At 60.9% G+C, this 21,679-nt stretch carries 15 protein-coding genes; 5 read left to right on the forward strand and 10 right to left on the reverse strand.

Features of this window, described 5'->3' with window-relative positions; all coding sequences use genetic code 11:
• Positions 1 to 7: 7 nt before the first annotated feature.
• From ACSG06_RS17250 to ACSG06_RS17260, 3 genes are all read right to left on the reverse strand, one after another.
• Positions 8 to 961: a replication factor A gene (locus ACSG06_RS17250; RefSeq protein WP_440991530.1), complete on the reverse strand. Its 954-nt coding sequence runs from the start codon at positions 959 to 961 to the stop codon at positions 8 to 10.
• Positions 962 to 1,183: 222 nt separating this feature from the next.
• A complete protein-coding gene (locus ACSG06_RS17255; protein WP_440991531.1) occupies positions 1,184 to 1,525 on the reverse strand; it encodes a hypothetical protein in 342 nt (113 codons plus the stop codon).
• Positions 1,488 to 3,224, reverse strand: a complete 1,737-nt coding sequence (locus ACSG06_RS17260) for a hypothetical protein (protein ID WP_440991532.1) — start codon at positions 3,222 to 3,224, stop codon at positions 1,488 to 1,490. Before ACSG06_RS17260 ends, ACSG06_RS17255 begins: the two co-directional genes overlap by 38 nt.
• A gap of 296 nt (positions 3,225 to 3,520) precedes the next feature.
• On the opposite strand from ACSG06_RS17260, the gene ACSG06_RS17265 reads away from it, so the two are divergent.
• The 4 genes from ACSG06_RS17265 to ACSG06_RS17280 all read left to right on the forward strand — a co-directional run bounded on the left by ACSG06_RS17265 (position 3,521) and on the right by ACSG06_RS17280 (position 8,045).
• Complete coding sequence (locus tag ACSG06_RS17265) at positions 3,521 to 4,108, forward strand: DUF7342 family protein (RefSeq protein ID WP_440991533.1); 588 nt, start codon at positions 3,521 to 3,523, stop codon at positions 4,106 to 4,108.
• Positions 4,109 to 4,111: 3 nt separating this feature from the next.
• Positions 4,112 to 4,594: a toxin-antitoxin system TumE family protein gene (locus tag ACSG06_RS17270; RefSeq protein WP_440991534.1), complete on the forward strand. Its 483-nt coding sequence runs from the start codon at positions 4,112 to 4,114 to the stop codon at positions 4,592 to 4,594.
• 383 nt (positions 4,595 to 4,977) lie between these two features.
• On the forward strand, positions 4,978 to 7,203 hold the full coding sequence (locus ACSG06_RS17275; protein WP_440991535.1) for a hypothetical protein: 2,226 nt from the start codon (positions 4,978 to 4,980) through the stop codon (positions 7,201 to 7,203).
• Between the two features lie 359 nt (positions 7,204 to 7,562).
• On the forward strand, positions 7,563 to 8,045 hold the full coding sequence (locus ACSG06_RS17280; protein WP_440991536.1) for a DUF555 domain-containing protein: 483 nt from the start codon (positions 7,563 to 7,565) through the stop codon (positions 8,043 to 8,045).
• A 641-nt stretch (positions 8,046 to 8,686) separates the two neighbouring features.
• Here ACSG06_RS17280 and ACSG06_RS17285 read toward each other — a convergent pair.
• The 6 genes from ACSG06_RS17285 to ACSG06_RS17310 form a co-directional block, all read right to left on the reverse strand.
• A complete protein-coding gene (locus tag ACSG06_RS17285; protein ID WP_440991537.1) occupies positions 8,687 to 8,854 on the reverse strand; it encodes a hypothetical protein in 168 nt (55 codons plus the stop codon).
• Between the two features lie 460 nt (positions 8,855 to 9,314).
• Positions 9,315 to 10,910 carry a hypothetical protein gene (locus ACSG06_RS17290; protein WP_440991538.1) on the reverse strand — a complete coding sequence of 532 codons (1,596 nt, stop codon included), beginning with the start codon at positions 10,908 to 10,910 and terminating at the stop codon, positions 9,315 to 9,317.
• A 595-nt stretch (positions 10,911 to 11,505) separates the two neighbouring features.
• Positions 11,506 to 11,811 (reverse strand): hypothetical protein, encoded by a 306-nt coding sequence (locus ACSG06_RS17295; protein WP_260644049.1) that lies wholly within the window; start codon positions 11,809 to 11,811, stop codon positions 11,506 to 11,508.
• A gap of 119 nt (positions 11,812 to 11,930) precedes the next feature.
• The gene (locus ACSG06_RS17300) at positions 11,931 to 14,138 is read right to left on the reverse strand and encodes a phage NrS-1 polymerase family protein (protein WP_440991539.1); all 2,208 of its coding nucleotides are present in this window, start codon (positions 14,136 to 14,138) and stop codon (positions 11,931 to 11,933) included.
• A gap of 522 nt (positions 14,139 to 14,660) precedes the next feature.
• Positions 14,661 to 19,004: an ATP-binding protein gene (locus ACSG06_RS17305; RefSeq protein ID WP_440991540.1), complete on the reverse strand. Its 4,344-nt coding sequence runs from the start codon at positions 19,002 to 19,004 to the stop codon at positions 14,661 to 14,663.
• A gap of 281 nt (positions 19,005 to 19,285) precedes the next feature.
• Positions 19,286 to 19,627, reverse strand: coding sequence for a TrbC/VirB2 family protein (locus tag ACSG06_RS17310; RefSeq protein WP_440991541.1), 342 nt, complete (start codon positions 19,625 to 19,627; stop codon positions 19,286 to 19,288).
• A gap of 392 nt (positions 19,628 to 20,019) precedes the next feature.
• On the opposite strand from ACSG06_RS17310, the gene ACSG06_RS17315 reads away from it, so the two are divergent.
• A complete protein-coding gene (locus ACSG06_RS17315) occupies positions 20,020 to 20,190 on the forward strand; it encodes a hypothetical protein (RefSeq protein ID WP_157837765.1) in 171 nt (56 codons plus the stop codon).
• A gap of 740 nt (positions 20,191 to 20,930) precedes the next feature.
• Here the strand turns inward: ACSG06_RS17315 and ACSG06_RS17320 are convergent.
• The gene (locus ACSG06_RS17320; protein ID WP_440991542.1) at positions 20,931 to 21,602 is read right to left on the reverse strand and encodes a DUF192 domain-containing protein; all 672 of its coding nucleotides are present in this window, start codon (positions 21,600 to 21,602) and stop codon (positions 20,931 to 20,933) included.
• Positions 21,603 to 21,679 lie beyond the last annotated feature (77 nt).

Consider the following 21,679-nt stretch of genomic DNA (forward strand, 5'->3'; position numbering starts at 1 on the left):
CGTGGACCTACGCGAGTGGGTCGGCCTCATCGACAAGGAGGTATTTCCCGATGACGCGGCCGCTGACTCGGTAGTAGCGACCGACGAGGGCGTCGGTGAGGTCGTTCGCGACGACGCTCGTATCGAGAGCGTCCATCGCTTGCTGTTTGGCCTCCTCGATGGTGATGTCGGCGAGGGCTTCGGTCGCCTCCTTGTCGAAGATGGCGTGTTGGACGCGCACGCCGTCGTCGAAGACGGCCTTGATGCGGAGGTCGAACTCGCCTTCGACCTTTCCGTGTTCGGCACACCGGCCGTCCTGGAGGACGCGCGTACAGCCGTCGTGGGGACAGCGCTTGATGAGCCCGCTTCCGGACTGGATCGCGACCATCGGGGCCTCGATAGTCAACTCCTCTGCGTTGTCGCCGACTTCGATATCGTCATCGACGGGTTCGATGACCGACCGGGAGTTGAGGTTGATGGAGTAGCGGCCTTCGTACTCGCTGGTGACGACGTTGTCGATTCGGTACACGCCGTCCGCGTCGAGTTCGGGAAGGTCGGCTTTGGCCCACTTGGTGAATTTGAGTCGGCCGCTCTCGTCGCCGATGAGCCCGACCTGGGCGATGCTGTCGCTGGTCGGCTCCCATAGGTCGACGACTTTGACGGTGACTCTGACCCACTGGCCGTCGGTGTTGATTTCGTCGAGCGTCGTGTCGCCGGCACTCTGCGAGGAGAGTGCGAGGTCGTCGTATTCGATGCCGAGCACGTCGAGGTAGTGGTTGCGCGTGGCGCGAGTAGCCTCGTCGAGCGGCACGTTGTAGCCGTTGACCATCTGGTCGAGCCGGGTGACGATATCGTCGACACTCGGGAGGGCTTCATCACCGGCGTCGTCGGGGAATTGTTCGATGAGGGTGGTCGCAGCCGTCGCGAGGTCGTCGCTGGAGGCGTTGACCGCCGAATCTGCGGGTGTTGCGTTGGTGGACATTGGTTCGAGTTTTGGTTCTGGTTCGATGGCTGTTTGAGGTGGCTTCGGGGGGAGTTTCTCCACGAAGGAGACGGGCCGAGAAGCGTCGGAACGAGGCACACGAGAGCCGTGAGAGACACGGTATCTCTCGTCTCTCCTCTGATTCCCCTCACCCCCCTTGGGGAGCAAAAACTCTGGGAGGGATTGCTGATCGCGACGGTCTGCGAGTCCTGGCCTGCTCGGTCAGCGAGCGTCTTCGAGACTGATGGTTTCGTCGGCGCTGATCCATCCGCCGAGGGCGGCACGCTCAATGATGGCGAACGACCCGTCTTGGAGCGTGGCAAAGCGCGTCCCGACGGTCGGGCCTGGCCCCGGTGGGTCAGGCCGGTATCGGTCGTCGGGATTGACCGCTCGCGAGGGATCTTCGCCGTCGACGATATCGAGGTCGAACAGCTCCTCGTCGGTGGGAATGGCGTCGGTATCGGTATCGGTATCGGTGTCGCTGCTATCGGGATTGGAGTTGGTATGTGAGCACATGAGTGTGAGGTTAGCTGTCGTCGCGCCAGCGCTGGCCGCAACTGGCACACGAGAGGAGTCTGGTCGGTGGCTCGTCGATGGAGCGGAGTTGGACGAGTCGGTAGTGCGCCCGGTCGTGGGAGCACTCGGGACACCGGCAGGTGGTCGTGGGAAGGCCGAGGCTCGGCTCTGTCGTCGCCGTCGTCTCGGAGGTGTCGGGAGTCGCGACGCCGGTGAGCGCGTTCATGCTGGCGTCCTCGATGGCTGCTATGGACTCGTCGGGAGCGCCCGAGTCCTCGTCCTCGAGTGCGGTTCCGAAGTGGTCGAGGTTGCGCACGAGCGCCCAGAGACGGCGCTTGCCCTGTGGGACGGGATGGTCTGGGACGGGAGTCGAGTCGGGCTGTGAGGTGGCAATGACGTCGTGGACGGCGGCGTGAATCGCGTCTCGGTCGGCGTCGGCGTCGACGAGGACGGAGACGACGTTAGCCTGTTCGCACCACCAGGTCGGGAGTGGGATGCCGCCGTCTTCGTCGAATATTTCGGTGGCTTTGAGCCATTCGTGGGCGTCCATCTGCCCGCTCTCTTCGGCGTCGAGACGGTCGACCGGCGTGTGGACGGGACGAGAGACTTCCTGCACACCGGGTGTGCCGAGCGCGGGTATCGAGCGGCCGCCGTGCCGCTGGAAGGGCTGTTCGATGCCGCGCTCACGATTTGCTTTGGCGTATTTCGCCCAGTCGACGTTGGAGATGTCGCCGCGTGGCGCTGGCCCGTCGCCAGCCTCGATGACCGTGATGCGAGTCTCGGAGTCGGCGGCGAGCGTCGCTTGGCCCTGGTATTTCCCGACTTTCCCGGCGACAACGCGCACGAGGTCGCCTTCGTGGAGGATGGTTCCCTGATTGGATTTCGTCCAGACGGTGAATTTGATGGTCCCGGTGTCGTCTTCGATGAGGCCGACTTGCTGTTGGGTGCGGGATTTGGGTTGCCAGAGTCGCGTGACGGTCCCCTGGATGTCGGCTTCGACGTTGTACTTCGAGGGGATGATCGGCACGGAAGAGATGGGCTGGATGACGCCCGCTTCCTGGTAGAGTTCGTCGAGGACGTTCGATTGGGCGGTGAAGAGGTCCTGTCCTCGGGCGACCTTGCTGGCGAGGCGGTGTTCGAGGATGGGCTTGTTCGGGGGCGTGACGAGGCGGTCGGTGATTCGGTCGGCAGCGTCGTGCACGCGCTGGGTGGTTTCCTCGTCGAGCTGCTCGAACGGGTCGTAGGAGTGGATGTTGTCGCCGATGACGCGGTCGTTGTAGTCGGCCCGGCGCTCGCGGTACTCGGTGAGGAGTTCCTCCCGGCGCCGTGTTTCACGGTCGATGCCGGCGACGTGTGCGGCGAGGGCTTTCTCTCGCTGGCGTTTACGTTCTTCGCGAAGTCCGTGGAGGCGTTCTTGGGCTTCGAGTGGGAGTCCGGTGAGGTCCTCGTCGGCGAGGTCCATCGGGTCGATGTCGCGGGCTTGCGTGGTGCGGAGGCTCGCGCCGACCCAGTAGGCGTCGAGTTCCTGTCCGCCGGTGCCTTCGATTTCGAGGCCGAACTCGTCGTATTCGGGCTGGGTTCGGGCGGCCATCATGAGTTCGCCTGCGTTCTCGAGGCGGACGCCGAGACAGTCGCTCTCGAGGTGGGGACTCTCGTAAAGCCCGCGCAGCCGGAGTTCGTCGAAGCGGTCGTCTTGTTCAACGTCGCTGTTTGAGAGGCGGTGCTGTCCGTCGTGGTAGTATGTCATCGGTAGGTCACTCCGTGGTGGATGATTCGGGAGGCGGGCGGCTGTCGGCCATCCTCCTCTCGAACTCCCCTCGACCCCCTTTGGGGGCCAATACTGAGCGAGAGCTAGCCGAGCCCGGTCTGTGGAGGCGGAGTTCGATTACCAGCGACACAACCTGGTACAGTCCTCACAGGGCTCCTCGAACAGCGTATGTGACGTGGAACCCGGAACGACCGGGAGTGGACGACAGGATGTGGAAGTGGAGTAACATAGTCCCGTGGCAAAATACTATATTCCCACACCACAAAGGAACCAGTATGAGTGATCGAGCGCTGGCCGAGTTCGCGGATATCAACGAGAAGGTCCGAGAGGATTGGAAGGAGGAGACGACACCGTACGAGCGTGTCCGCCACGTTATCGCCCACACGTATTCACCCGTGTCGGCAGACACCGTCGCCGAGGACGCTCTCACCTCGCCGAAGACGGCTCGAAAGCACCTCAATGCACTCGCCGACGAGGGATTTGTCGTGACGGCTACCGGCGAGCACGGTGGGACAACGTACCGCCGGTCCCCCGAATCGCTCGTCGTTGAGCAGGCGGCAGATATCCTCGAGCACGTCTCGACGGATGAACTCGTCACGCGTATCGGCGAGATGCGCGATCAGCTCAACGAGTATCGCTCTGAATACGGCGTTGATTCGCCTGAAGAGCTAGCCGTCGAGCAGACGAACCAGACACTCGAGGATAGAGCATCGGACCAGCCGGAAATTGATTCGGAGACGATTCAAGAGTGGCAGACGCTCCGGCGCAACCTCGCGTTCGCAAACGCAGCCCTCTCGATCGCGAATGCCGAACGATTTGTCGATGGTGATCGTCGCTCGACCGACCGCAGTATTTCGGCCTAGTCGATGTCGAATCCAGATGGAACGGAGGAGAGCCACTCGCTCCGTGGGCCGATTGACCGATCAGCCCTGATTACAATCCGCGATATTATCGACGAGACAGAGCCCCTCGCGACACCTTCACTCGACGACTATCTCAACCCGTCTGTACTTGAGATCAGCCTCAAGGATGGCCTTTGTGGGGCCGATAGTGGGCGAATTGACGTCCAGTGGACAGTCCGTGGAGACTACAAGTTTCACTATACCGACTCCAAGGGCGTGAACTTTCGGTGGGGAAAGCATCCACACGATGGGGACTATATCCACGTGCCCGGTCTCGAGCATTATCACCCACCACCTAATGCGAGTTCAGACCCGGACGAGGTAGAGGAATCCTGCATCAAGCAGTCACCGGAGGCACTGGTTACTCGTGCTGTGCTCAAACTCTGGCGTGTCGCCTACCACAGCCAGTCATATGATCCGCTGAACGCTGGAAGCAATCCTCCGTGAGACTCGACTACCAGCAGAGCTAGCGATGGATAGTTCCGTCTTCGAGGTCCCTCGACGATATCGTTATATCCAAGCGTGGAGTAGCTACAGTGAGCCTTGAACGGCTCATCATAACAAGCTCGGAAAGGCACATTCGCCTTTCCACTCTACTTTCGATGAGCGGGAGCGCCGTTCCATTAGCGAGTTTCTGTCCTGAGTAGCCCTGTTCGACGTGGTCGTTCGTGGGTGGTCGTCCGTCGCGCGCCAGAGGCTCGTCGAATGTACGCGGGATTGTGGGGGATTACAACGTAGGAATCGATAGACAGCGCAGGGATACCGCGATACAGTTATGACTGCTGTTCGCCTCTCTGAGAGTGGAAAGCACGGCGCTTTTCGAGCTTGTTATGAGTGGATACACCGACAGGTCCGACCTCACTGAGGACGGACAACAGAACGGCAGTACCGAAATCGAACACAACAACGAACATGAGCACCCCACCCACACTGTTCGCCTGTTCTCACAGGCGGCAGACCACGGATTCCCGGCGACGGTTCGCCTCTCCACCGAGGAGGTCCGCCGTCTCGACGACGGAGTGGAATCTCCGACGATTCGTCGGTGGCTCAACCTCGATGCAGACACGAACGCAGACGCGAGTTCCCACTCGCCGTCCGCAGTCTCAACTGAGCGTGAGTTCCGTGGCACCGTGGATGGACAACACTCGACCACCGATCCCTACTCCGAATTCGACTCCGATGTCGATGTCTTCGTCGATGTCGATGCCGGTGTCGACTTCGAGCGTGAGTCCGAGCGTACAGGTGCGCACGAGTTCGGTTCTGAACTCGAACGTGAATCCGAGGGCGTCTACGGCTGGTATGATGACCAACCGATGGTCGCGTCTCGGAGTGATGAGCGGAGGACTGAGATGAACGCTCGCGGACGACCCGCTGATGCGCTCTCTGAATCTGATGTCATCGCACGTGGGCAGTACATCTACATGGGCCACGACCGCCTGACCGACCCGACTGGCGACCAGTTGACGGGCACGGCATCTGGCTTCGATGAGTACGACCCCATCAGTTCGACGGAGGTTCCGGTGCGCCTTGGACGAACACTCGTCCCTGAAGACCAGCTGGATGCACACACTCGCCGGCTGCGTGCGCTGAAGGCCATCCCCGAGGATGAGCAGACGCCACGCGAGGCAGAGGGTGTCGGAACGGACGATCTGGAAGTGACGCTTCCCTCTGGGGAGTTAGTCGCACTCCGGACTCTCGTTGCGAATCCAGCGGAGTACTCTCGATCGTCGATTCCTGGTATCGAGCGCCGGCTGGCGTTGGATGCAGAGCTAAAGAGAGTCTCTGCGGGAATTGACGCTGCTGGACACCTGACTGGCCTGGCTGCGACGTTGGATGCACACACCGACTTGCTCGCTCGCTACCGGAGCGCGCGTGCTGGTGTTGCTCCTGCGAGTCGTGAACAGACCGTCGCCCAGCAACTCTACGACCTCGCCGAGCCCCTTCGGGAGCTCGACGCTGAGGATTCCGAACTTCGTGAGGAGGTCTTGACTGAAGCACGCAGATTGCTCCAGGCTGAGACCGTCCACGAGATTCGTCGCCGACCCGTCGAAGTCGCGTCCGACCTTGCACAGCGTGTGCTGGATGGACAAGATGTGACGTCGGCATTCCTCAGACTCCTCGAAGACGAAGCAACGAACCCGAGAAACGTCCTGCGAATCAACGCGATTCTACAGGCGAACCTCTGGTCCTCGAAAGGCTATCTCACCACGCAAGGCGTCGTGAAGAAGGTCTACCATGCTGACGTCCCTGGATTGAAATTCGGGATGATCGTCAAGGATGGAGATCGCCGCGAGGATGAAGTTCGTGTCTCTGTCTGGGAGTCAAGCGAAGAGGAAATTACTGCATCAACGGCCGACCCGGATGACGCCGATGGAGAAGTAATCATCTCGAAGAAAATTCTCGCCGAGCCGAACGAAGGTGACGTGGTCCGCCTTGTTGACTTCAAGTTACCGTACAAGAAGTCCAACCAGACGTACCAGGGTCAACCGAAGCTCGACTCGCGCTGGGAATCCGAGATTCAGATTCTCGAGCGTGCACCGATCACCGCATCGACTCGCTCGACGCCTGCGACACCTCAGCGTGTTAGTCAGTCGTCGCGCTCGTCTGATGCTGGTGAGGCTGTTCCCCGGAGTTCCGCTGCGAAGTTCTCAGGTGATGTTTCGACAACCTGGCCGTCGCCAGTGCTGCTCGAGACGCTCATCGAAGACGAACTCGCTCGTGTCTCCGACCGCGTTCAAGCAATAGCCGAACGCAAACAGCTCGCACAGCAAGAGCGTCAGATGAAGCGAAACCGCCGATTCCTCACGGACCACCCTGAGGCACTCGGTCTCTTTAAGGCAAACGCGTCGATGAGATTCGTGAACGGCGACTCGCCTCGTGACCCCTCGTCGTGTTGGGTTTGTGGTGTCCGGAACGATGACATGAACTACGATCCGGTCGTAGCGTCTCGATTCCACCCACTCTGCCTGGCACGCGCTGGTGTTGAGAGTTGTAAGGAATACACCGAACAGCGTCTCACCGAGTACACCGAGTCACTCGATGGAGGAGCTGTCTGAGTATGCGTACGTGTATGAGCACAGCTGATACCCGCACTCAGATTCGGATACAGGCTCAGATTCGACAGCCCTCGATAACGGTACTTCCCGTTCCCTGGTTATGTCCTGAACTGTAACGAACCCTAGCACCCCCGAGTTCCCTACCGATTGAACTCAGAATTCCAACTAAACCCTCTTTCGAAAACCGGACCTGTAGCCACCGAGCAGCGCCTCAGCCTCCCGAACCGCGGATCACGAACCCCCCAGAAGCAGCCTGTGCTTCGGTAGATATCGTGCGGACCAGAATGTGGTGGGTGTAGTTCCACATTCAATGTAGCCAACGAGTCCTCATACGGGTGAGACGCATATGGAACAACAGTATGACGACGTCTGGGCACGGTGGGGAGGAGACATGGTTTGAGGTACAGCTGTCGGTTCCATGGGTGGTGGCGGGAACGACGGGCGTCCAGGACGTGATCAACATCGCGGTGTCGGAGGTGGGCAAGAGGGTGAATCAGACGTCGGCGCGGTACTCGGAGATCGTCGTTCAGGACGTCGCGTGTCCGTCCTGCGGGTATGAGTATGAGGCGGCGCTTTCGACGACGGATTTCGCGTTGGTGGTCGTGACGGTGTTGGCGCAGTTCAAAGCGGCCTCAGCGGAGGAGAGTTCGCGCATCGCGAAGCGGGAGTTGGGTGTGCGAATGAAGGATATTCCGTTGACTGTCCTTGGGGTTCGGCGGGCGTCGTTAGCAGTGGAGGAGCCAGCGGTGGAAACGGCGTCGGAGCCGGACGCGGTGACAGATGCGCCCTCAGGGGACAGGCCGGAGAGTGACGCCTCGAGGTCAAGCTCCTCGGCGAGGTAGTCTTCCGTCTCTTCAAACTTCATAGTGAAACGAAGCCCTACAGGTGGTATAGCGCTAATACTGGCCTTTAGTACTCTACCTCAATCCAACTTCCGGGGTATTCGAACCCAGTATTCTGATTGTGACCCCGAAAGTCATAATATTTATTATGTTAAGGAACCAACTGATGTCGTGCCCAAAACACCCTCCTACGACGGACGACACCCCTCCATGGATGGGCACACATCCACCGGGGATTAGGACAGTTTCCCACGTCTCCTGCCACAAGCGAGCGAAGTTGCTCGACCAGTGCCGAGCGTAGGATCAGCGGAGCAGTCTCTAGCGGTGGATTAGCCGCGGATGACTGTAACGCCGAAGCCGATAGCAAAGCCAGTTCCAATCCCACTGCCCGTACAAGCACGGGAACTCGGCCTCTCACGTAAGGATGGCCGGGGACACCCTCCTTTCGAGAAAGTACCAGAACGAACGGTGCGCGAGGTCGATGGCTTAGTGTCTGGTCGGGGAGTGCATTCAGCCAATTCAATTCGTAAAGAAGATTTCGAGTGTGGGGTCACGGCTGTCGAGGGACCGAAATCCGTGGTCCTCAGCACGCCCTCAACGACATGAGCAAAACTGGATATTCGATGCACAGCGACCGCCGGCTACCAGGACGGTCGGGTGAACGCGTGGAGGATGCGTCGGATCGTCGAGATGACGATGTATGCGGTCGAGACTGCGAAGCCACCGACACAGACGGTCCAGAGGCCGGTGGTAACGAACTGCGGATCGACAGCGAGGAACATCATCCCGACGTAGGCGGTGATAAACATCGAAAAGACGGCGGTGGTCAGGAGCGGTACATTGACCGGGGGTAAATATCGGATGGACATAATTCGTGGTCGGAGTCGAAGGTGAGTCAAGACTGATTGGTTCGGTCGGGTCGGCGGCGCATGGCCGCGCCGCGGACAAAATCGAGATCGAGATCGAGCTGGAGCTCTGGCTCGGAATCGGAACGACGCGAGTGTCGTCGACGTCGCGGCGACACGCCGCGCTGCTCGACTTCCTCACCCCCTTTAGGGGACCAATACTCGGCCCGAGAGTGACCGTCCGGGGGGGGTCGAACCGCATCGGTAACCGGCCGAGCGAAGCGAGGCCGGGAGCGGAGCGGGGCGGCGGAACGGGGCGGGGCGGAAGCGACAGGCCTCTCACAACCGGGGGAGCGCTAGCCGAACCGGATCAGGGGCTTCGAGCGTCAAAAAACGCCTCCGAGAGGTGGGGACGGCTCGCCCCTTACTGGGCTTGAGCGGGACTCGCTTCCGGCGCGATGTCCTTGATGGCCGCCTCGACTGCCACTTCGATGTCGGAGACATCCGACTGGTACACCGACTGGACGGCGTCGGTGGCGTCGGAGTCGCGACTGGCGAGCGCGCCGAGGCGCTGCTGGGTCGCGTCGATGGTCTCGGCCACCCACGAGTCACGGGCCTCGCGGTCGACGACCGTGATGGACTCAGGTTGGATGGACACCTTCACGCCGTAGTCCGTCTCGTAGTGGTGGAGTTTGCCGACCACGGCCACGTACGAGGGCGTCTCGGCCGACCGGAGCACGTCCATTGCCTCTGCCTGGTACTGCCCGGCGTAGAGGTTGGCGGCCTCACCAGCGGCCATCACGCGCCCCTTCCAGAACTCGGAGTCACTGCCGACGTCAGCCGTCTCGATGAGCGTCCCGACGACGAACACGCGGTTGGCTGCCTCGCCACTCGGCAGGAGCGTGAACTTCGGCGCTCGGTCATCACCCTCGTCTTCGGGGCGGGTGAACGAGTGGGTCGCCTGGTTGAGTTCTTCGGCGAACAGGCGCTTGGCCGGCTGGCGCTGAGTGACGGCCGGGGCCATGCTCGCGTCGTTGAGGCCGGGGTTGTCCGCGGAGTAGCCTGTCTCGACCGCTTCGTCCACGAGGAAGTACTCGCCGACGACCGGGCCACGCACGTCGAAGGTCTTCCCGATGAGCGAGGCGCGGAGTTCTGCGCCGACGACGCTGGCGTCGAGGGCATCAGCGGCCATTTCCTTCGCTCGCTCGAGCGTGATGCCACTGACAGCAGTGGTCATCTCGGCGTTGAACAGCGCTCGGACAGCGCGCTCACCGTCGTCGAGGATGGCTTTCAGCCGAAGGTCGAACACACCATCAACTTCGCCGTGCTCGGAGCAGCGGCCGTTCTGGACGACGCGGGTGCAGTCCTCGTGGGGACAGCGCTTGATGAGGCCACTCCCGTCTTCGAGGGCGACGAGCGTGCCCGTTGCGCGCACTTTGCCGTCGGTGGGTTCGACGGCGTCCTCGGCGGCGGCCTCGGTGACCTCGCTGGCCTTGTTGAGCGAGATGGAGTACTTGCCTTCGTACTCGTTGGTGATGGCCGAGGCGATGTCGTAGGTGACGCCCTCCTCGAGGGCAGGCAGGCTCTCAGTGTTCTTCTGCCAGACGACGAACTTCATCTGGGCGCTCTCATCACCGATGAGGCCGACCTGCCGCATGGAGTCGTGCTTGGGCTCCCAGAGGTCGACGACCTGCGCTCGGACGTCCACCCATTCCTCCGGGCCGACGTCTGCGATGTCGCCGAGCATGACGCGCTCGAAGGCGTGCGAGCCGCTCGCGTCGCCACCGAAGCCCGCCAGCGCCGAGATGTCCTCGGACAGGTCGCCGTCGTCGAGGTCGTACTCCGCTGCGAGGTTGCGAACCGTCGTCGTGGTCGCCTCCTCGAGTGGGACGCTGAACTCCTGCATAGCCGCGATTCGCTCCTGGACGGTCGAAGCGGGCACGTCAACGCCCATCTCGCCGAACTTGCCGCTGATGTCTGCCGCACGCTGCTCCACGCTGAGGTTGGAGTTTGCACTCATAGTAGTCTCTCTGAGGGGGATTTCACGAGCAGGACAGAACGAGGACGCGCCTCGCCCCACCCGCACTTCCCTCACCCCCTTTGGGGGCCAATACTTTCGGGAATCGCAAGCAGGACAACCGCCAGTGGCGGAGTTTCAACAGATCGGCGTTGCTCGCATCGAGCCGCTCGTGAGGTCGAAGATCGAGAAGATGGACGTCGTCACGCCCTCTCTCACTTCCCTCACCCCCTTTGGGGGCCAATACCCACGTCAAAGGGGAAAGCCAAACTCGTCTTCGTTGAAAGTCTCGCTCGATTCTGAATTCCAGTGACTGTAGCCGATGTCGGGAGCGTATTCGAGTTGTATTTCTCTCTGGTAGGCCCTAGGATTATATGTTTCTAAGGTAACCTGTTGATGCCGGGAGATGTCAGAGGCACCGGTTCCCCCACCCCCCAATCCCCTTGCATACTGGTACTACCCCGGAAGAGGGGTTGTCGAGATAGAGTCAAGGATTGTCCATTACTCCCTTCTAGCAGCACGCATACCGAATTGGTCATCCCCTGTGGATTGCTCTGAAGCCTAAGCCTGGAATCCTGCTCTTAGCACATGATGTGGATTAGAACGTGTAGTCGTCGCGAACGACCGCGTTCGCACAGGATTCACAGAGGACGTCAAAGGGGGGCCACCCGGTGAGGCCGTCGGCGTCCTCGAGGAGCGCGGTCGGGACCAGGCCGCTGGTCCCACAGCCACCGTCACACGAGGTGAACGAATGGCTGACCGCGGCGAAGGTCTCGCCGTGCGGGTCGTGGTCGGGCTTGCGGAACTCGGGTTCCTCGCCCGTTTTGAATGACACGCTGACCGGCTCGCGCTCGGCCGTGTGGTTGGTATCGGTGCGCCGCTCGTCGGACTGGATGTTGGTCATCTCAAATCCCTCACCCCATTTGGGGTCCAATACTTTCGCAGCGACGAGGAGGGGCACACCGCTGGCCGTGCGGGAGAGACGCGCGGCGACCACCCCACCAGCAAAGCCGGGGAGCGGAGTTAGCCGAAGAAGCGGGAGAACATCCCTCGTTGTTTCCGGCGTTCACGTTCGTCGGCCTGGATCTGCTCGTTGGCCTCCTCGTATTCGCGGAGGACGGCGTCGAGGCCGGAGAGCGTCTCCTTGGCCGTCGCAACGTCTTCGCGACGGACCAGCGGGCGGAGAATCTGCTTGAGCCGCTTGACGGGGTCGTCCGGAAGGTCGGCATCCGCCGGCGACAACAAGCCGGCCCGCTTGAGCTGGGTCCGGTAGCGTTCGCGTTCGCCCATCAGCTCGTCCATCGCCTTCAGGTAGGTCTCGGCGGTGAACTTGTAGCGGTCACGTTCCTCCTGAACATCCGCGAGATCGCGGAGCCGCTCTTCGAGGCGGGTCTGATACCGCGCCAGTACGCGGTTGTCCTCGCGAGCGACCTTCATCGCCTGGGCTGTCGGCGTTCGACCCTCGATGGGACCAACGGTCCAATCCGTCGGATGTTTCTCGGAATCGTCGAGATGGGGATTGGTCCGCGACCAGTTGCCACCGGCTTTCGTGACGGATTCGGTCATCATCCGCTGCGTACTCTCATCGAGGTCGGAGTCGATGTCCGTCCCGTCGGGAGCAGCGGGCGAGACGCCCTCGGGAGTGACGCTCCCACCAGGGGTCGACTTGCCCCGGTCGTTCGAGGCGGGGGAAGCGTCGCGCATGGCCGTCGACGTTGACTGTCCAGTGGGGGCGTTCGCAGCCGCGTCCGCAGCAGCGGCCGGGTCCACCCCCATATCCACACCCACACCTCCGTCGTCGGCCCCACTGTCGCTGTCGTTGTCGCCGTCGAGGCCGAGGAGTACGTCGGGGGAACTCTCGGCGGCAGTCGCGGCGTCATCCGTGTGCAGCGGACCTGGGGCGCTCGGAGCGGCCTCGGCCGATGCAGACGTGCCATCACTCACGAAAGAACTCCCGGCCGCACCAGCGGAGTCCTGTGGCTTCTGAGCGGATGCTGAGGATGCCACGTCATTCGCGGGGATATCCGAGGCCGAGGTCGAGGGAGAGGACGATGCCGTTGGCCCGTCGGCCTTCGAGAACTTCACCCCATCGTCACTCGGGAGTTCGTAGTGGTCATCCACTCGGAGGAGCGCGCGGGCGAGAGTGACGCCGCCGTAGGTCGCACCACTCGAGTAGTGTTGGCCGTCCCACTTGGGTCGCATCAACCCGGAGGTACGAAAGAGCGCGTCCATCCGATCGGGGTCTTTCCCCGTCCAGAACGCAAGCGTATGAGCGAACGCCATATCCGCTTCAGACTGGCTCGGATAGTCGGCATCGTGAGACCCCCACATCGAGGAATCGCCTTCGTAGAGGCGGCGTTTCCGGTCGCCACCTTGCGAGTCGTACATCCGCTTCAGAATCTCGCCATCTGATAGCTCGATACCGGGCCCTGCGAGGTCGGCAAACGTACTGGGGCACACCGGGGGAAGGTACTTCGTCTGGACCCGCTCGAGGGCTTCTCGGATGGCCGGGTCACGGATGTTTCTGAAGGCGTCACCGTAGCGCTCGACGAGTGCGCTTTCACTCTGCCGACCAGGGACGTCGGTGGAACGCCGACCGCCACGATTACCTCCACTTTCTGAGGCATCGCTCGCGGCGGTATCGGCGAGACTCAACTGCCCATCCGAGCTGGACTCGCCACGAATGTACTCACCGTGAACGGCGTCTAACTCGTCCTGACATTTCCGAATCTCCGTGGGCGTGTCCTCGAGGTGCGCCCCGGTCACGGTGAAGTAGCGATCAGAGTCGTACATCTCAACGCGACCCCGGCGATTCCCGGCGGCGGTCAGTTCGCCCCCGACGAGGATATGCACACCCGTGCCGGAGGGAGACACTTCGGTGTATGAGTCGAGTCGGTCGATGATATCTTCGGCCCAGTCTTCGAGCTTGCCTGTATCAGGGTCACGACACTTATCGAGGTCGACGCCGGTGATGGAGACGTTGTCGGTGAAGACGAAGCCAAGGCCATCGCCGGGCACGCGGGAGTCGTTGAGTGCCTCCCACGCAGTGTCGAAGTCGCGGCGCTGTTTGGGATTGGTGACGTCGCAGTTGATATCACCGCTGGTGCGATACGGTTTAGTCGGGATTTTGGTAGCTTTCCCGTTGCGCTCTCCCTCACGCCAGAGAATCCAGTTCTCGATAGAGCGGATATTGGCCGGGATTGCGTCGTTTGTTACGTCTATATTCGTCATAGATTCATCGTGATGTTCGGAAGGGTCGTCGCCACTCGACGGCGGGCGAAACAAACCCGGATTGTCGATCTCGACCCGATTTCAGGGAAAATCGACACCCTGCGCGCGATTCGCGCAGAACTGGTGACCCCCTCTAATCCAATACTATGATATGTAGCATCGAGGGAGCCGAATGGGGCCACCAGATCGCTCAATAGAGTCTCTGGACCGTTTTGCGCGCGTGCGCTAAGTCCCGACGGTTGGGGAGTCGTCGCAGACCCGAATTCTGGGGATAGAAGTCTCTTACCTACTGTGCGCGGCGTGCGCGGATTTTGCGGGGATTTGCGCGCACTCGAATCACCTTCAATTTGGCCGATTTTGAGCGGAGCAACGAGCGCGCTTTTTAGACCTTCTGGGCCGTTTTGCGCGAGTGCGCTAAGTCCCGACGGGTAGGAGGCGGTCTCAGACCCGGATTCTGGAGGCACAAGGACCCTACCTGTTGTGCGCGCCGTGCGCGTACTTTGCGCGCACCGCCGGAGATGGTTATTCAAGTTCATCGAGTAGATTGGCCGCGCTGACGAACTCCCATTCTCCATCCGGCCCCCAGATCGACTCGGTCAGTTCACCGTGTGACCGCCCCCGTCGTTTGGCGGGGAGCTCGTCGATCAAGCCGGCGTTCGCGAGAGCCCGCGCGATATTCCACGCTTCTGAGAGATTTGGGACGACCCAGATTTTCTTCTCGACGTCGAAGCGGTTGAAGTCCTCGTAGTGCTTGACGATGTGCTCGTGGCGAACGTTCCAGATCGCCTCTCCAATCACAGCTGGCTTGTCGTCTTTGTACGCGACGACATCTGGCTTCACGTCCGTCCCGAAGATCGGGGTGTATCGATTGACGAAATAGTGAGAGGTTTCATCGTTCGCGAGTGTGCGAGCGAGTGCCTCGACCATCACCTTGTGGTAGGTCTTCTCGTTGACGTCACCCTGGTCTTCACCGAAGGCGACGCGAGCGCCACACGCACGCTGACCGTCCTCGGTGACGGTGTAGTAGACACGGAGATTCTCGGTCACCTTCTCGAGGTAGCCGAGGTTGATGAGCCGGTCGGGGTCTACCTCAGAGAAGTGACTATTTATCGGCTTCATCGTATCGAGCATATCGAACTTGGGATGTCGACCGTTCACAGTCGTCACCACGGCAGCGAGAAATTGGCGTTCCTGAACTGTCAGATTCTCGTCTATTCCTGAGCCAACGCCACCGAGCCAGGTATCGTGCCGGTCAGCGTGGTCAGCGTCCGAAGGATTCTCCGTGGCCGCCCCCGCTCCATCGGCGCGGGTCGTATCTCCCTCCACGCCGCCCTGTGCAACGGCGGTAGCAGTCTCGTCCGTGGTGGTTGGGTCGGCCCCGTTGTAGAGGAAGTCGTTGATACGATTTTCCAGATTGCTTACCGAATCTTCACCGCCACGTTCAGCAGGAGATTCGGCCTGAGCGCCACCGATTCCTTCGCTGGCTGCTCGGCGCGAACCAAAGTCGTCCGTGAGGTCGTCGGCGGGCCGGGTGACAGGCCTCGACGGTCCATTCTGATCGCCACCATTTGCGGGTTGCGTCCCGACCTGAGTTGCTACGTTCCGCCGACTCTCCCAGACGTCTTCTTCGGGCTTCGAGTCGGAGTCGGGGCCGGAGCTGGGCACATCGTTGTGGTGTTCGTTCGGATCGGTGGCATCGACCCCAGAGCCGGTGTGGGATGCCGAGAGTTGCTCGGCGGAGGGGTCCGTGTTGCTTCCGGGGATGAGACAGTAGTCGTCCCGTGTTTGGCGTGTCTTCTTCGCGTCGATCCCCCCGAAGGAGTCACCGTAGGGTGAGACTGAATCCTCGTTCACGGGGTCGTCCGAGTCCCGGTGGCCTGCGGGGATGCCGACCGGCAGGAGCGTGACAAGTTCGGGAACGTCGGTCATGAAGCCCGTGTCGGGGAGTTGGGCGACCCATTCCCCACGAGGGAGTGACGTAATCCGGTCAACGAGTTCCTCGTCTTCGATGCCCTCGTGGAAGAGTGTCATCACCAGCTCTTCGTCGACGGCGAGTTTGCCGATGAGTTTGGTGTTGATGTTCCGCAGAATCTCCTTGTAGGAGGAGACGTCGAGGGCGTCGGATTTCACCTGCTCGGCGAAGTGAACGATAACCTCGAGGGCGAGGCCGAACTCACGGCCGTCGGGGATCATGTCGTCGCGAACCAGTTCGGACTGGAGGAGCGGTGCAGCCTCGTCGATAATCAGGTTGATGACGTAGCCATCGCTGACAGGCGGTGTCTTGCCGAGGCGATGGCGGAGGCGAGCGCCGGACCAGATGTAATCGAGCAACATGAACGTGAAGAGGTTGCTCGAGGCGGGCCGGAGGTCGCCGGTGTCGATGAGAACGACGCGCTTGCTGGCGAGGATGTCCTGGATGTCGAACATCGGCGATTGGTGGGCGTAGTGCCCGTTCTCCTCGTCCCATTCTGGGACGAAGTTGAGAATCCGCCAGATGAACGACCGCTCTGCTAGTTTCGTTATCCGATTCATCACCGCGTCGATGGAGGTCATGAACCGCTGGCGGTCAGCATCGACGTGGCGCTGAAGGGTCCGGTGGAGCGTGGCATCGCTCACGGGTGGGAGCTTCCCCTGGGCCTTCGTTTCCTCGTTCATGCTCCCAAGTTTCTGCATGTCCATCGCCGCAGTCAGGAGGTCGCTGATGGGCCATGCATCCTGGCCGTGAACGGGGTCGAACATCGCCTTGATGAGGCTGTTGAGAATTTCCTGAGCGACGAACGCCTGGTCAGCCATTTCTCGACCGAGGACGTACACGAGCAGTTCGTTGTAGCGGTCGATTTTCTCTTGGACAGCGACGGTTCGACTGACGCCGGCGGCGAGTTGCGGGCGAATATCGAAGTAGGGGAACGCGAGGACCTCGTCGTTCGGCCCAGGGACGGTGATATGGACGACGTCGTCGAGGTTCCCGAACTTCTTGAAGTGGGCGCGCTTGTACTGGTCGGCCATCGACCCGCCCTTCTTGTCGAAGACGAAGATGGGGCCGTCGAACGACTCGTAGGCGCTGAGGGTGTCGTTAATCATCGCGGTGGTCTTCCCGCCACCCGTCGTGGCTGCGCGCATCACGTGGTGGGTGAGTTGTTCGGCGCTCAGGCTGATCGGGATGTCCGGCCGGTTGTCGACGGCAGTCTCGGCGTACCCGATACACATCCCGTGGTTATACTGCGAGAGGAGGTCCTCGTCAGTCGCAGTGAGTGGCGAGCGAGCGTCGGGTGAGCCGCCGGAGGATCCGCGACTCGCGCGGGGGAGTGCGTCCGTGTGGGGGACGACGACGAAGTTCGCGAGTTCGTCGGGCGAGGCACACAGGATGGGGTCGCCTTTGCTGAAGCGCCCGGAGAGCCCGCTCGAGGTCGCAAGCCGGGCGTGACAGAGCGCGGCGAACTCTTTGTCGCTGATGCCGAGGAGGTCGCCTTCGATGCCGTAGTAGGGGCCTGACAGCGAGGTGAAGGCGTTCGAGATGCTCTGGATGGTCTGTTCGTTACAGGCGGCCCGGAGCGTGAGGTCGAACGTCGTCGTGGGCTGTTTGTGGTCGATCTGGGCCATCCGCGAGCCGGTGATTTTGTTGCTGTCACCGGCGGTGACGGTCCCCCCGACCTGTTCTGAGATATCGCCTCGGTGGATGTTGCGGCGTTCCTGTTCTGAGGTACCGAACATCTGGCGGGCGAACTCGTTTTTGAACGCGCTGAACGTCCCGTGGTTGCCCATCTTGAGGTTGCGCTTGTGGACTTCGGCTTCACTCGTCCAGTCGGGTCGTGGTTTGAACACGGCCTGGAACATGAACGGGTCGTCGGCGTGCACAGCCTGTTCAAGGAGGACGCTCAGGGGCGACCGATACTGGTCGTCGTTGTCCGTCGCGATGTCGCTGAACGGCCGCAGGAGCGTCATCCAGTCGTTCTTTTTCGACGAGATGCCTTTCCAGCGAACCAGCGAGGGGCGTTTCTCCTCGGGGACTTCCTCGGGACGGAGGGGGACGCCTTTCTTGATGAGTTGCTGCTCGGCTTCCTTTGGTGAGGGCCCGTCGCCACGGCCGATATCGTGGTCCTCGAACACGGCGGGATCCTCGAACCCGCTGAGGCGCTCGAGGTCGCCAATATCTTCGAGGGTCGCAATCCGCCGACCGCCCACCTGTGCGTTGCCGTTGTCGCTGGCGAACGCGGCCACGGGGTTGAACGGGACGATCTCGAATTCAAAAGACTCGGGATACATCGCGGCGATGTTGGCAGCGAGTGTCTTGAACGCGGTTGCGTCGTAGGGCGTTACCGAGACGTAGAAGTCGAAGCGTTTGGTGTCTCGCGGCTTGTGAATGACGAACTCGAAAGATTTCTTCGTGTCTTTGAGTCCGAGGCGGCCCGCGAGGTTGAACCGCCCAGTGTCGGTGACGCCGGCTCGATAGAGGCCGAAGAGTCCGGCGATTATGTTACCGGGCGTGACCTGCTCCCGAGCGGGGGAGATGTGGATGTACGGGCGGGCTTCAATAGGGTCGCCGAGTTTCTTTCCGGGCCCGGACCCCACTTCGACGTCCTCGTAGTCGGCGAGACGGTCCTCACGTGACGCATCCTGGTCGCCTGCGGTTGCTGGCGTCTTGACGCGGTCAAGGTCAGATGACTCTGTGCGAGTCTCTGCGGGGATTTCCTCCTCTGTACGGTCGTTCTGGTGCTCGCTCGCGTCCGTCGTGGAGTTCGGAGCGTCGGCCCGGAGACGCGAGAGGTCGAGGCCTTTCCGCTCAAAGACGCTCTTGGGGGGCTGTGAGCTCTCTGGAGCGTCGGCGTCCTGGTCGAGTGTTTCGCGGTCTGAGGGCGTTGCGGTCATCGCATCACCTCTACGCGGCCGGGGAGAGGTCTCCCGGTGGGGCGTGCGATGGTCGCGAGAGTCCCGGTGGGCGGGACGATTCGATTGCTGTTGGTGTGCTCGGTCATTATCGTGATTGGCGGGTGAGCGTCTCGTCCGGGGACGCCGGTGTTCCACGGGGTAATGCCTCGGAAGCTGTCGCTCCCGAGCTGTGAAACGAGCCACTCGGAAAGGGCCCGGTTGGTTATTCGGGCACGAGTGGGACGATGATTGAGGTGTGTTTCCTATCCGTCCCTGCCGGGTCAGGGGGTGGCGATCCACTCGAGGAGCGTCACGAAGACGGTGACCCCGAAGTAGAAGATCGTCATGCTGGCTCCGCCGATCATGAGCCACATCCCGTTTTCTGCACGGTCGGAGTTCTTGCGGGCGGTGAACCAGACGATTGCGCCTAGCGCGAGGCCGACGAGACCTGCGTACTTGAGGACGAGCAGGACGGTGTCGTACAGGTTGGTCATGATGCCTTCCAGACCACTCGTGCCAGTCTGTGCCGCGACAGGCTGCACGAAGAGGGTCAGTGTGATGAGGCCCATGAGAACAGTCATTCGGTGCTTCTTCAGGTGTTTCGTTACAGGGAGGGTGTTCATGTGATTCCTCGAACACGAGTACGGCGAGAACGAGAATAAAGAAGCGCAGCCCACATTGGATGTGGTAATGTAGCGGATGTAGTGATGTGGTCAGAGCAATAGTCGAGGACCGCTTCGTGAACAGTCCATGCGGCTGATTTCGGCGTTTCGAAAATATACACGGGTTTGCGTGGGATTCGCGGAGGGGCGGGATTGTGGGGGTGACCGCTCAGTTTATTTTCATGCCATACGTAAGCGTCTCCGGATAAGGGAACACCCTCCGCGTAGACCCAGTCCATCGAGTGATTGAAGTGTCAGCCAAAAACACCACACCAACCACGGGTATTGCTACCGACTGTGACGAACCCCGGACGACGATCAACGTTTGTCTGCACCGGAATACGCACACGCGTTTGACGGCCTACAAGAATTACAACCCACTCGCGAACAAGACGTTCGACGAGGCGGTCAACGAGATTCTGGACTCGGTCGGATTCCCCGAGGCCGATGTCTTTGAGAACCCGGCGTTCCCAGTTCTCTCATACACGGGTGACCAGCCATTCTCAATGCCTGGTGACGACTGAGCAGAGCCACCCACGCGGTCTTTCCCGCCGGTCGCTCTCCACAATCAAATAGCTGACTCTGTTGAAATTATTAGTCGTTGATAATTCTCAGCAGCCGTGCTGAATATAGAGAATAGATACAGCAACCAGTGTGGGTTCAATTCAGGTTTCAGTACCTGAGTGCGCTGTTACGCAGGCGACTCTACGTCTCAGCAGGTAATGGCACGCCACAGTAGTCACACTGCTGTCTGTTGACCGGATTACGAGACCCACACTCAGGACAGTTGGATTTCTCCTCCGGTGAGACGCGATCTTCACCCGACGTTGCGGCGTGGACAATCGAAAATTCGGCCCAAATTAGAATGACAGTACCGGCGCAGAAAACGAGTAGAACGCCTGCAGCCAGTATCTGGTTCATCAGACTGAGGACGGTGATAGAGAACGAGGGTGAACTCATTCTCTCGTAACATATGCTATCATTCTGGCATGAAGGTTAGGATTACAAATGGGATGTCGCCTAGCTCTACAGATTCGAGTAGCGTCGATTCTGATTGACGACGGTGACCGACTCGCGCCCTGTATCTTGCACGCACTCTCTGTCAATTTCTGAGGATTTCAACAGAGCCTGACGCACTGTGCGTGTTCGCTGGCGCGATTCAACTGGTTTCCGTGAGACATCGCCTCCGAGAATCCTACGCAACAATTGACCTCCAAATTGAGTACACTGTGTTGCGTAGGAACAACAGCCCCCGTGACCTGACTCAAGCGCTCGATCGGGGGGAACTCGGGGGACGGTATGGCTCGGGGGCGACCACATCGGGTCCGTGTTCGTCCTCGATGATAGCGACGACAGTCGAACCGCCGTTGCGAACTCGCGGTGGGCCCCACTCGATTTGCACTGTGTCGCCGACGGCGATGTCGTTCTCAATCGTCCACTGGTATGGTACTTCGAGGACGTACTTCGCTCGCCCCCGATATTCCGTATAGGGTTCGCCGTCGGTTTCGAGTTCGGCGTGGTGGATGGTCGTGATGGTCCCGTCGGCGTCGATGAAGATGATGTCGATGGGGAAGGTCATATCTCGCATGACGTAGGCACGCTCTTTCTCCTGTTTGTGGCGGAAGAACATCCCGTGGCCGGGGTCGAGCGACTCGGTTTCTGAGAGCCCGATGGCCAGTTCGCGCCACGTCGCGGCGACGGGACCCTCGACGGATTCGAGGTAGCCACCATTTTCGTCGTAGATGGTCGCTGACGCGTAGTTCGGCGACGTCAGATCAGAGTACATCGTGAATCCGACCCAGCCGACCATCGGCGCGAAGACGATGATGAGGACAGCGAGAACTCGGCGGTCTTTGAGGCGGTCGATGATTCGGCGGGCGAGCGTGTCTTCAGGGAATACCGGGAGGTCGGTCGGGTCGATGACCTCCTCATCCACCGCCGTGTGCCCCGGTCGGTGCTGGTCTTCGTGATCGTGATTGTCGGTGTCTGTGCGGTCTGGAGTGTTTGAATTTG

Source organism: Haloarchaeobius baliensis (assembly GCF_052060055.1).
Lineage (GTDB): Archaea > Halobacteriota > Halobacteria > Halobacteriales > Natrialbaceae > Haloarchaeobius > Haloarchaeobius baliensis.